A 12,692-nucleotide genomic window follows, 5' to 3' on the forward strand; every position below is an offset into this window, starting at 1 on the left:
GATATCAACCGGCGTGCAGCTCCCTCATCCGGGATTGGGTGGCCAGCAGGGTCAATAGCAGTTTCTCGCGACCGATAGGCTTTGACAGGAATACATCCATGCCCGCATCAAGACAGGCTTGCTGATCGCTGGCAAAAGCATTTGCAGTCAAGGCTATGATCACCGGCTGGCGCAGGTCCGAAGCGCGGATGATGCGGGTTGCTTCCACCCCATCCAACACAGGCATGCTGACGTCCATCAAGATGACATCCGGGTTCCAGCTTCGGGCTAAATCAATGGCCTCAGCCCCGTTTTCGGCATAGGCCGTCTGTATCGGCGCCTGTTTGAGGAATTTTTCAACCAAAAGCCGGTTTACCCGATTGTCCTCCGCCACCAAGAGGCGAAGCCCTGCAAGGGAGGAGAGGTCCGACTCTTCCAAGGGCGGGCTTTCTACAACCTCTTCAGCAGGTTCAACCTGCTCCAGCGGTAGCACCACAGTAAAGCAGGAGCCCTGCCCTGGTTTGGAGGCGACGCTTATCTCACCCTCCATCAGGTTCACTAGATGACGGGAGATCGAAAGTCCAAGCCCTGACCCCCCATAGCGCCGGTTGATCGCCGCATCCGCCTGGGTGAAGCGCTCAAAGATCCCACTGAGTTTATCCTCGGCGATACCGACGCCGGTATCTTTGACCGAGAACCGTATCATTGCCCTTCCGTCCGGCAACTCCTCGCTGGCAAGTGCAATCATCACTTTGCCTTCGTCGGTAAACTTGACCGCATTGCCGATCAGATTGATCAGGATCTGCTTGATCCGGTTGTCATCCCCACGCAGCCTCGTAGGCAGATCTGCCTGCGGTTCATAGGTGAGTTCCAGTTCCTTGGCCTCTGCCTGAACCCGCATCAAGCGCAGAGTGTCTTCAAAAAGCAAACCCGGATCGAAATCTGTCGGGTTCAACTCGATCTTGCCCGCATCAAGTTTGCTCAGATCCAGAATATCATTGATCAGGGCCAGTAGGGTGCGAGCAGAACTGAGAATAGTATCCGTATAGAGGCGCTGGTCCTCGTCTAGCTCGGTTTCTTCGAGAAGCTGGGCCATGCCCATAACGCCATTCATTGGCGTGCGAATTTCGTGGCTCATATTGGCTAGAAATTCTGCCTTGGCGCGGGCTCCTTCCTCTGCCGCCGCCCGGGCTTCTTCTAGATGGTCGGCATGCTCCTTGGCCTGGGTGACATCACGTTCAATTGCGATATAGGACTGGAGCGTCCCGTCGGCGCCAAGAATGGGGACCTGGATGGTCTCGACCCAGATCGCCTGCCCATCCTTGCGCTTATTCAGGAGTTCCACCCTGAAGGATTCGCCGCGGGCGCGCCCCTCATTGATGGTTTTGACAGCGACAGGATCGGTATCCGGGTGGTTCAGCAACAGCCCAAGATCCTGTCCATAGACTTCCTTGAAACTGTAACCGGTGGTCTTGGTGAAAGCCTTGTTCACCCATTCGGTCCTGCCGGTCTTGTCGATCATAAGAATACTGTCGTTGGCATGCCGTGCCACCAGCGCGAGGCGACGCGACTCGGTTTGTTGCTCCAGCAATCTTTGGTAGGCGCTTTCCAGCTCTTGTTGCTGCATCGCCTGTGTCAGCTGCAGGGTTCTGGTGCGGACAAAGCCGCGCTGTGCATAGACAATAAACCAAACCAAAGCCACATATAGGGCAACAAGTCCCACAACCTGCAGTCGCAGGTCCGTGTTTAACAACCAGGCGTCCTGCCAGACCCGCAGCAACAACAAGGGTGTCACCGCATAGCAGGCAAGACGGGCAAGAACAGCCAAACGGTGATAGGAAATCACCATCCCGATATTCAGTGTGGCTCCTGTCAAGAATGCTGCCGGAAAGCCTAAAATCAATTCCGTCTGCCCGTTCAGACCTCCGTCTTCCATCCAGAACGGAGCCACCGCAGCGGCGGAGACAAGCGCGCCGTAGAACAGGCTGGAAAAAGCAGTCAGAAGTTCAAGCGGTCGCAGAGCGGCACCACGCTGCATTCGCAAACGCGCATAACGTAGCACCAATGTATCTGTGAGTTCAGCAAACCAAGTCAGAACAAGTGCAGCAAGCCCTGTCTCAAGAGAGAACAATGCCACCAGCAATGCGCTCATTCCAGCACAATAGGCCAACCGAACCCAAAGCAGCCGGATTTGCCCTCTCAGGTAACGTTCAAACAGCCCCTCCGGACTGAAATGCGCCTGATGTCGGGCAACCGGACCCAGCTTAGTTCTCTGTGCTTCCTCCATCGTACATTGGCCTCAACCAGTCCCGCTGCAAGGACTATTCTCACATTCTTGTGTCAAATTTCCTAATGCATCAGATCTTGATGCGGACCCCCGCCTCTTTCATCCTGGTCATCGCCTTGTCCAGCGACCCCTCCAGATCAATGGCACGACAGGCAGACAAAGCAACTGTAACATCAAATCCCAGGCGTGCTGCATCCAGAGCTGAAAAAGCTACGCAGAAATCCGTCGCCAACCCCGCAAGGGTCAGTTTTTGCAGGCCTCGGTCGCGCAGATACCCCTCAAGACCGGTGGGGGTTTTCTGGTCATTTTCGAAAAAGGCCGAATAGCTATCGATTGCTGGTCGAAACCCCTTGCGAATGATGAGGTCAGCTTGCGTGTTCAGGTCACCATGAAAATCTGCGCCCTTCTCTCCTTGAACACAATGTTCCGGCCAAAGCACCTGCGTGCCATAGGACAGTTCGATGGTTTCAAAAGGTGCCTTCCCCTCATGACTTGCGGCAAAAGATGAGTGTCCGTGCGGGTGCCAATCTTGGGTCAAGACGACAGCATCAAAATCTGCCATCATGGCGTTGATCGGGGCAACAACCTCGTCTCCGCCAGGCACCGCTAGCGCCCCTCCTGGGCAAAAATCATTCTGGACATCAATTACAATCAAAGTCTCTGACATTTCTCAATCCCTGCCTGTTCGATCTCTTCCTAGATGACCCGCCATGGTTTGCATAGGAATTGCCACTGTACTCACAGTGCCCTTAACCCGCGCGCTGCGAAAGCGTGAACTGGTTTTTCTTGAAAAACGCGAGTAAGCGCTCTAATGGCGCTACATGTTTAAAATTGCCGCACTTTACCATTTCACCCGTTTCCCCGATCCCGCCGCAATCAAACCGGCGCTGCTGGAGCTGTGCCTTTCCATGAAAGTCACCGGTTCGCTTCTCTTGGCGCAGGAAGGCATCAATGGCACCATTGCTGGCCCTGCTTCGGGCATTGAGGCCGTGCTAAGCCATATCAAATCTCTTCCAGGCTGTGCTGACTTGGAATGGAAAGAGGCCGAGAGCGCCGAGCCTCCCTTTGGCAAGATGAAAGTGCGTCTGAAAAAAGAAATCGTCACGATGGGGCAGCCCGATGTCGATCCAAAGGCCCGCGTCGGCAACTATGTCGAACCCGACGACTGGAACGAGTTGATCCGCTCAGATGATGTGGTCGTCATCGATACGCGCAATGACTATGAGGTGGCCATCGGTACGTTTGAGGGCGCGGTAGACCCCGAGACCGAGAGCTTTCGGGAATTCCCGGTCTGGTGGCAGGCCAACAAGGAGCGCTTCCACAACAAGCGTGTAGCGATGTTCTGCACGGGTGGCATCCGCTGCGAGAAATCCACCAACTACCTGCTGAGCCAAGGGGTTGAGGATGTGTATCACCTGAAAGGTGGCATCCTGCGCTATCTGGAAGAGGTGCCCCAGGAGGAGAGCAGCTGGCAGGGGGAGTGCTTTGTCTTTGATAACCGGGTCTCCGTCGGCCATGGTCTGGCCGAAGGGCCACACAAACTGTGCCACGGCTGCCGCCGGCCGATCCTGCCCGAGGATATGAAACGCCCAGAGTTCGAGCTGGGTGTCTCCTGCCATCTCTGCGTTGAGGAAACCAGCGAAGAGGACAAGGCGCGCTTTCGCGAACGTCAAAAACAGATGCAGCTTGCCCGTGAGCGCGGGGAAGAGCGATTGGGCAGTCATCACCTCTCATAGACACAGCCCTCGGTCAGGGGCCAGGCCTACTTTGTAGTGACCCCGTGTGAGAACTTTGGTCAGGCTCCTATACTGTCGTGCTCTGTCAGACATTCTGTATGGTCGCGCAGTACCTCCAGAACCCGGCAATCGGCAACGGAATTCTGCCCGCATTCACATATCATGCGCTCCAGCTCGACTTTCAGCGCATTCAAACGGGCAATGCGGTCCTCAACCTGCTTTAGCTGTTGCCGAGCAATGGAATCCGCCTCCGAACAGGATTGAGCAGGGTTATCTGCAAGGTTCAACAGATCCCGGATCGCCTCGAGCGAAAAGCCAAGCTGTCGCGCGTGGCGGACAAAGGCGAGCCGGTCGAGCCCTGCCTGACCATAGCGGCGCTGCCCGCCCGCACTGCGTTCCGGTTCCGGCATCAATCCGATGGTCTCATAGTAGCGGATCGTCTGCACCTTGGTGCCCGTTCTCTTCGCCAGTGATCCAATGGTCAGCATAGCCACCTCTATTTCTTGAACTGCACAACGGGTCCCTGACCCATTGTGCTTTTTCCCTTGTTAGAGCCCTTTTCTTCAACCTAGGACAGGACCTCTTCCCTCGGATTTACAGCCTCCGTAGGTGAGTTTTGCGCCAACTCAGCTCCTAGGGGTTTCTCCTGCAACAGGCGCAGTGCATTGGCCACTACCAGCAAAGACACCCCGACGTCGGCCGCAATCGCCCCCCACATGGAGGCCATGCCCAGTGCGGTTGCCAGAACAAAAGTCAATTTGGTTGCCAGCGAAATCCCGATGTTCTGCCGGATCACCTGCATCGTACACCGCGAGTGTGAAATCAGCCAAGGGAGCTTGGCGATCTCATCACTCATCAGCGCAATATCTGCGGTCTCGATGGCCGCATCAGAGCCCACAGCCCCCATGGCCACAGCAAAATTCGCCCGCGCCATGGCAGGGGCATCGTTGACCCCATCTCCTACCATGGCGACCATACGGTGTTCCCGCGTCAAGCTCTCGATGGCTGCGACCTTATCCTGCGGCAAAAGCCCGGCCTGCACCTGATCGATACCGGTTTCGCGGGCCACCGCCGCAGCCGTGGCCTGATTGTCGCCGGTCAACATGACCACTTGCTTTACCCCTTGCGCATGCAGAGCGGCAATCATCTGCTTTGCCTCGGGGCGCAGCCGGTCCCGCAGGGCGATCAATCCCAGAACCTCTGCTTCGGTCCCGATCACAACCAAGGTGGCCCCCTTGGCTTCAAGCCCTGCCATGCGAGCCTTAGGTAGGGCCGCATCATGGCCCTTTTCGGCAGCAAAACGCGGAGAGCCAAGCCAGAGGTCCTGCCCCTGGTACAGCCCCTCCACACCCCGCCCCGGTACGGTTCGCGTCTCTGTCGCGGCAACAACTGCCAGGTTCTGCTGCGCCGCTTCGGCCAGGACCGCTAGTGCGAGTGGATGGGAGGCGCGCGCTTCCAGTGCCGCAGCAGCACTGAGCAACTCGGCTGCTGGAAGCGAACCAAAGGGGAGGATTTCAAAGACCTCTGGCCGTCCTTCCGTCAAGGTGCCCGTCTTATCCAGCGCGATCGCCTCCAGCTTGCCTGGCGCTTCGATATAGGCGCCGCCCTTGATCAGAACTCCAGCCCGGGCCGAAGCTGCAAGGGCCGCAACGATGGAGACCGGGGTGGAGATAACCAGGGCGCAGGGGCAGGCGATCACCAAAAGCACCAAAGCGTTGTAGAACCAGAAACCCCAGCCGCCGCCAGCGATCAGCGGCGGCAGCACCGCAAGGGCAATGGCCAGTCCCATCACTGCGGGCGTATAGACACGGGCAAATTTTGTGACCCATTGTTCGACGGGCGCGCGACGGGCATGGGCCTCACCCACCATGCGGGTGATTTTGGCCAGAACCGTGTTGCTGGCCTCTTTGGTGGCCTCGATCACCAGAGTGCCGTCCCCATTGATGGTTCCGGCATAGACCTCATCCCCGGCTTCCTTGGCAACCAGCGCACTCTCTCCAGTGATCGGTGCCTGATCCACCGCACCAGCCCCAGAGATCACCAAACCGTCCAGCGGTATCCGATCCCCTCCGCGCACCACAAATTGCTGTCCAACCCGAACCTCTTCTGCCGCAACCTCCCTTTCCCGGCCATCCTCCAGAATGACCCTGGCTACAGTAGGTGCCAGGTTCAGCAATGCAGCAACCGCATTGCGGGCGCGCCCTACACTCCAGCTTTCCAATGTCAGCGAAAGCGCAAAGAAGAAAGCCACCGTCGCCGCCTCAAAGAACTCCCCCAGTCCCAATGCACCTGCCACGGCAACAACCATCAGCAGGTTCATATCCGGTGACAGGTTCCGCACGGCGTACCAGGCCTTTGGCAGCACCAGCCAAACCCCCAGAGTAATCGCCGCCAGAAACAGCAGAATTTCCGCCAATGGAACCGGCACCTCGCCATGACCCGCAAAGAGCTCTCCCAGGCCAGCGGCGCCGGAATGGCCGATATGCCAGAGAAGGCCTGCCCCCCAAAAGGCAGCGCTCATCGCGGTGAAGCGTTTCTGCCGGGTTAGATGCGCTGCCTGATCGGCGCTGGCGCTTGCCTCATCCCAGACTTTGGCGCTCATGCCGGTTTTGGCAACCAGCGCCATAACCTCTTTGTCAGAGATCTGCGCAGCGCTGGCCAGCAGGGTCATGCGGCCATTGAGGGCATCAAAGGCGAGATGCTCGGCACCGCCCGCAGCCGGACCGACGGCACGGTTCAGAATGGCCACCTCTTCGGCGCAGTCCAGCCCGTTCACCCGGTAGCTACGCCCCATCGAGCTTTGCTCCTCTGTCACCAATGGAACACTTGCCACTGAGCCACAGCAGCCGTCCCCCTTTGAGGTCTGGCTGCCCGGTTGCGCGGAGCTGCTGCACCCCGAATGGGTGGCGAGTTTTTCTGTTGAGGAGCAAGATTCGGACATAAACGGCCTCTGAATATCTAAGACCTCTCTTAGATAGACCCTCTAGTCACTATAGCTTCAAGCGTTTTCTTTCAAAAAACCCCGCAGCCTGAAATTGGCTACGGGGCGTGTCATTCTGATTGTCCGGCAGAGGCCTTGGAAGCTGTCTCAGCTCATCATTGCTTTTGGTATTGCATTGCTTGCTTCGCAATAGGCACTGCGGCGCACCGCCTGCGGGCTGAGGCCCAGTTCCTTGTGGAACCAGCGCGACAGATTGGAGCGGGTGCCAAAACCGGTTGCGGCCACGATCTCATAGACATTCATGCTGGTATGGGTCAGCAGCTGATGCGCCCGTTCGATCCGAAGCGTCCGGTATGCGGTATGTGGCCCGCCACCAGTGCGTTCACGAAACCTGCGCTGCAGCTTGCGGGTCGAGACACCCTGCTGCCGCGCCAGCTCACAGATAGAGATCGGCTCTTCGATATGTTGCTGCATCAGGTGCAGGCTTTTCTCAATCAGGATGTCGCCGCCAGCTTTTTGCAGGATATCCAGACTGGCTTTGCTTTGGAAACGGCTGTCTCCGCCCTCAAGGCCAACATATTCCGCCAGAGCGCCCGCCATGAACTCACCATGATCGCGGGCAATGATCTGCAACAGGAGCCGCAGGGCAGCCAAAGTGCTGACCGCGGATAGGACTGGGCCTTCGGACAGGAATTGTGTGCCGGCTGGTGCGGTCTCAAGTGCTTCTTCGCCCGCTGCTGCGGCAAAGTTGGAATGGACGGCCAGTTGATGTCCTTGGAACATGCCGGTTTCGCGCAGCAGGAAGGCAGCCCCCCCCACCAGCACAGGTGCGCGGCAGTGATGTAGAAGTGTCTGAACCAGGCTGCGCTCAGCAGGTGTCACCCTCCAACGGGCCTTGAGATCCCCCAGAAAGATACAGAGGCTGCGGTTCTGGCGACCATGACGAAGCTGGTTCAAATCGGAAAGACGCAGGGTGGTGACCCCATACTGAGCCTCCGGAATGACCTCATTGGCGGCCTGCAGCAAATCTGCCAGCACCTGTCCGGAACTATCCGACGCGTCCTCTGGCAGGACAATGGTAACCTGGCTGAAAGAGCCAACTACTGCGTGCTTCTGCTTTGGTTTGGCTTCTGCCTCGGTCTCAGGAATTCGGGCTTGGAACGTCATGTCCACCTCCTCCGATTGCTAGTGCGTCTCCCGTTCTTGGGCCTGCGCAGGGTCAAAGGGGAGTTGGAGCGGCCCCACACGCGAGAGGGGGCAGCTCCAGTTTTCTTCAGAAAGATCAGCTTTCGCCGTCTTCCTCATAGTCCGACATCGGCGGGCAGGTGCAGATCAGGTTGCGGTCGCCATAGGCGTTGTCCACCCGGTTCACGGCGGACCAATATTTGTCCACACCGAGGTTGCCGGGAGGGAAGCAAGCCTGTTCGCGGCTATAGGGACGATCCCATTCGCCCACCAGATCCCGCACCGTGTGCGGCGCGTTCTTCAGTGGGTTGTTTTCGGGATCGATCTTGCCGTCGATAATGTCCTGCGCCTCCGAGCGGATCGACAACATGGCATCGCAGAAGCGGTCCAGCTCATCCTTGGGTTCGGATTCGGTGGGCTCCACCATCAGCGTACCCGCCACCGGCCAGGACATGGTCGGGGCATGGAAGCCGGAGTCGACCAGACGCTTGGCCACGTCATCCACAGTCACGTTGCCCTCATCATTCAGAGGACGGGTATCGAGGATGCACTCATGCGCAACACGGCCCGTGGTCGAGGTGTAGAGGATCGGATAGGCATCCTTCAGACGTGCGGCGATGTAGTTGGCGTTCAGGATCGCAACCTTGGTGGCCTGAGTCAGACCTTCACCACCCATCAACAGGATATAGGCCCAGCTGACCGGCAAGATCGAGGGCGAACCAAAGGGGGCCGCCGAGACCGGACCAACAGCAGTGCCATATTCCGGGTGACCTGGCAGGTGCTCTTCAAGGTGTGCTTTGACACCAATCGGACCCATGCCGGGGCCACCGCCGCCATGCGGAATGCAGAAGGTCTTGTGCAGGTTCAGGTGCGAAACGTCGCCGCCAATCTTGCCCGGCTGCGCAAGGCCCACCATGGCGTTCATATTAGCGCCATCGATATAGACCTGACCGCCATGATCATGGGTGATCTGGCAAACTTCCTGCACGGTTTCTTCAAACACACCATGGGTCGAAGGATAGGTGATCATGCAGGCGGCAAGGTTGTCGCTGTGCTTCTCTGCCTTTTCGCGGAAGTCATTGACGTCGATGTTGCCGTGATCGTCCGCTTTGATCGGAACCACTTTCCAGCCCACCATCTGCGCCGATGCCGGGTTGGTGCCATGGGCCGAAGTCGGGATAAGGCAGACGTTGCGGTGACCTTCGCCGCGGGCAAAGTGATAGTTGCGGATGGTCAGAAGACCCGCATATTCGCCCTGCGCACCAGAGTTCGGCTGCTGCGAGATGGCGTCATAGCCGGTGATCTGGCAGAGCTTGTCGTTCAGATCCGCGATCATCTGGTGATAACCCTGCGCCTGATCTTCGGGAACGAAGGGGTGCAGGTTGCCAAATTCCGGCCAGGTGACGGGGATCATCTCGACGGTGGCGTTCAGCTTCATGGTGCAGGAGCCAAGCGGGATCATCGCACGGTCCAGCGCCAGGTCGCGGTCCGCCAGGCGGCGCATGTAGCGGGTGATTTCTGCCTCTGCCCGGTTCTTGTGGAAGATCGGGTGGGTCAGATACTCGCTTTCACGCAGCGCATAGTCCGGCAGGCGATACTGCTTGTTGGAGCTGTCGTCCTGCTTGTCGATGCCAAAGGCGCCCCAGACAGCTTCGATGGTTTCCGGACGAGTCTGCTCGTCCAGCGAGATGCCAACGTAGTTCTCACCGATTTTGCGCAGGTTCACGCCGCGGGCAACAGCCGCTTCCATGACGGTTTTCTGTAGCGGGCCAACTTCGACAGTAAGAGTGTCAAAGAAGACTTCAGGCTCAACCTTGAAGCCATGCTCTTCCAGACCAGCGGCCAGACGCGAAGTCTTGCGGTGAACCGACTGCGCAATCGCCTTGATCCCGTCGGGGCCGTGATAGACCGCATACATCGACGCGATGACGGCCAGCAGCGCCTGAGCGGTACAGACGTTGGAGTTGGCTTTTTCGCGGCGGATGTGCTGCTCACGAGTCTGCAGGGCAAGGCGATAGGCCTTGTTGCCGCGGCTGTCGATGGAGACACCGATGATACGGCCGGGCATGGCGCGCTTCAGCTTGTCGGTGGTGGCCATATAGGCAGCGTGGGGGCCGCCATAGCCCATGGGAACGCCAAAGCGCTGGGTCGAGCCAATGGCAATGTCCGCACCCATTTCACCGGGGGATTTCAGCAGCGCCAGGGCCAGGATGTCAGCCGCGACAACGGCAATCGCCTTGTGCTCGTGCAGGGCGGCAATCTGGTCGGTAAAATCGCGCACATGGCCATAGGTGCCCGGATACTGGAAGATCGCACCAAAGACGGCGCCAGCATCCAGCTCTGCAGGGTCCGCAACCACAACGTCGATGCCCAGAGGCTCCGCGCGGGTCTTGATCACCGCGATGGTCTGCGCGTGGCAGTTTTTATCGACAAAGAAGGCCGCGTTATTCGCCTTGGAGCGCGAACCACGGTGCGCCATTGACATGGCTTCGGCAGCGGCGGTGGCTTCGTCCAGCAGCGAGGCATTGGCGATATCCATGCCGGTCAGATCGCTGACCATGGTCTGATAGTTCAGCAGCGCCTCAAGACGGCCCTGAGAGATCTCGGGCTGGTAAGGCGTATAGGCCGTGTACCAGGCGGGGTTCTCCAGGATGTTGCGCAGGATCGGCGCGGGCGTGGTGGTGCCATAGTAGCCCTGACCGATCAGCGAGGTCAGGACCTTGTTCTGAGAGGCCACCTCTTTCATGTGATAGAGCGCATCACGCTCGGTCATCGCAGGGCCCCAGTCCAGCGCCTCTTCCTGGCGGATGGCAGGCGGCACGGTGGCGTCGATCAGCTCATCCAGGGTCTTGAAGCCAATCACCTTCAGCATGTCGCGCATCTCGGTGGGCGACGGGCCGATGTGGCGGCGGTTCGCGAAGTCATATGCTTCGTAATCGGTCAGTTTAAAGGCCATGTCTGTAGGTCCTTGTCAGATGCAATGGACCCCGCCAACCTAGGGGCTGGCGGGGAAGAGCGCTTAGCCGATCAGGGCCTTGTAGCCGTCCAGATCCATCAGATCGTCCAGCTGCGCGGCGTCTGCCAATTTGATCTTGTAGATCCAGGCGTCGCCCTCGGGGCTCTCGTTCAGCGCACCGGGGTTGTCGGCCAGGACTTCGTTGGCTTCAACCACTTCGCCATCCAGCGGTGCGTAGATTTCGGATGCCGCTTTCACGGATTCGATCACACCGATCTCATCGCCTTTTTCGAACTCATCGCCAGCTTCTTTCTGCTCGACGAAAACGATCTCACCCAGCTGGTCCGCCGCGTGCTGCGTGATGCCAACGGTGGCAACATCGCCCTCAACAGTGACCCATTCGTGCTCTTCGGAATAATAGGTGGTCATTGGAGACTCTCCTCGTGTCTTATCTTGTGACTTAGCGTTTGTAGTTTTGAGTGACGAAAGGCAGCGCGACCACTTCCGCTGGCTGCGCCTTGCCCCGAATGATCAGGTTCACTTTCTCGCCAGGCTCACCATGGCCTGCGGAGACATAGCCCATAGCAACAGGACCCCCAACGGTGGGACCAAAGCTGCCAGAGGTGATTGCGCCGATGCTGTTGCCTTCGGTGCATTGGATCTCAACGCCCTGGCGTGCTGGCGCGCGGCCTTCGGGTTTGATGCCGACCAGTTTCTTGGCAGCCCCTTCGGCCAGCTCTTTCTGAATCCGCGCCGCGCCGGGGAAACCGCCCTCTTCCTTGCGGCGCTTCTGGATCGCCCAGCTCAGGGATGCTTCGATCGGCGAGGTCGATTGATCGATGTCGTTACCATAGAGGCAAAGGCCCGCTTCCAGACGGAGGCTATCGCGGGCACCCAGGCCTGCGGGCTCACAATCGTCATGGGCCAGGAAAAGCTTGGAGACTTCGATCGCCTTATCTTCCGGGATGGAGATCTCGTAACCGTCCTCGCCGGTGTAACCCAGGCGCGAGATACGGCACTCGACACCGCCGATTTCGGCCAGTGTGGTTTCCATGAACTTCAGCTCTGCCGCGGCGGGGCAAAGATCACCCACAACGCCTTCTGCGGCGGGGCCCTGCACAGCAACCAGAGCGCGATCAAAGATCTCGGTCACTTCGACGCCATCCAGGTTGGCCTGCATGTGTGGGATGTCCTGATGACGCAGGGCCGCGTTCACCACAACGAAATAATGGTCGCCGGCATTGGAGACGATCAGGTCATCCATGATGCCGCCTTCTGCATTGGTGAAAAAGCCGTAACGAGCCTTGCCTTCTTTCAGTGTGGCATAGGCCTGCGGGCAGAGGGTTTCGAGTTTTTCGCCGACGTTCTCACCTTTCAGGATCACCTGACCCATATGGGAAACGTCGAAAAGTGCTGCTTTTTCGCGGCACTGCTTGTGCTCGCCCATGATGCCCATGGGGTACTGCACCGGCATTTCCCAGCCGGCGAAATCAACCATCTTGCCGCCAAGCTCAACGTGCAGGTCATAAAGCGGGGTGCGTTTGGGTGCGTCGGTCATCCTGTGCAGCCTTTGAATTATCTGTTTCAAGGAGTGGAGGGCGCGGGAAC

At 58.5% G+C, this 12,692-nt stretch carries 9 protein-coding genes; 1 reads left to right on the forward strand and 8 read right to left on the reverse strand.

Translation table 11 applies throughout. The annotated features are described in order from the left end of the window. Positions 1-4: 4 nt before the first annotated feature. Complete coding sequence (locus tag RSK20926_RS19855; protein WP_232281935.1) at positions 5-2,131, reverse strand: hybrid sensor histidine kinase/response regulator; 2,127 nt, start codon at positions 2,129-2,131, stop codon at positions 5-7. Positions 2,132-2,336: 205 nt separating this feature from the next. Further along, positions 2,337-2,933: a bifunctional nicotinamidase/pyrazinamidase gene (gene pncA, locus RSK20926_RS19860; protein WP_008209499.1), complete on the reverse strand. Its 597-nt coding sequence runs from the start codon at positions 2,931-2,933 to the stop codon at positions 2,337-2,339. A 154-nt stretch (positions 2,934-3,087) separates the two neighbouring features. Between pncA and trhO the strand changes: the two genes are divergently transcribed. Continuing rightward, positions 3,088-4,002 (forward strand): oxygen-dependent tRNA uridine(34) hydroxylase TrhO, encoded by a 915-nt coding sequence (trhO, locus tag RSK20926_RS19865; RefSeq protein ID WP_008209500.1) that lies wholly within the window; start codon positions 3,088-3,090, stop codon positions 4,000-4,002. 59 nt (positions 4,003-4,061) lie between these two features. Here trhO and RSK20926_RS19870 read toward each other — a convergent pair whose 3' ends face one another. The 6 genes from RSK20926_RS19870 to gcvT form a co-directional block, all read right to left on the reverse strand. Next, the gene (locus tag RSK20926_RS19870; protein ID WP_008209501.1) at positions 4,062-4,490 is read right to left on the reverse strand and encodes a MerR family transcriptional regulator; all 429 of its coding nucleotides are present in this window, start codon (positions 4,488-4,490) and stop codon (positions 4,062-4,064) included. An 80-nt stretch (positions 4,491-4,570) separates the two neighbouring features. Continuing rightward, the gene (locus tag RSK20926_RS19875) at positions 4,571-6,796 is read right to left on the reverse strand and encodes a heavy metal translocating P-type ATPase (RefSeq protein ID WP_008209502.1); all 2,226 of its coding nucleotides are present in this window, start codon (positions 6,794-6,796) and stop codon (positions 4,571-4,573) included. A 294-nt stretch (positions 6,797-7,090) separates the two neighbouring features. Next, positions 7,091-8,110: a helix-turn-helix domain-containing protein gene (locus RSK20926_RS19880; RefSeq protein ID WP_008209503.1), complete on the reverse strand. Its 1,020-nt coding sequence runs from the start codon at positions 8,108-8,110 to the stop codon at positions 7,091-7,093. A gap of 115 nt (positions 8,111-8,225) precedes the next feature. Continuing rightward, positions 8,226-11,084, reverse strand: a complete 2,859-nt coding sequence (gene gcvP, locus RSK20926_RS19885; RefSeq protein WP_008209504.1) for an aminomethyl-transferring glycine dehydrogenase — start codon at positions 11,082-11,084, stop codon at positions 8,226-8,228. 63 nt (positions 11,085-11,147) lie between these two features. Beyond that, a complete protein-coding gene (gcvH, locus tag RSK20926_RS19890) occupies positions 11,148-11,513 on the reverse strand; it encodes a glycine cleavage system protein GcvH (RefSeq protein WP_008209507.1) in 366 nt (121 codons plus the stop codon). A 31-nt stretch (positions 11,514-11,544) separates the two neighbouring features. Next, positions 11,545-12,642 (reverse strand): glycine cleavage system aminomethyltransferase GcvT, encoded by a 1,098-nt coding sequence (gene gcvT / locus RSK20926_RS19895; protein WP_008209508.1) that lies wholly within the window; start codon positions 12,640-12,642, stop codon positions 11,545-11,547. Positions 12,643-12,692 lie beyond the last annotated feature (50 nt).

Source organism: Roseobacter sp. SK209-2-6 (assembly GCF_000169455.1).
Lineage (GTDB): Bacteria > Pseudomonadota > Alphaproteobacteria > Rhodobacterales > Rhodobacteraceae > Pseudophaeobacter.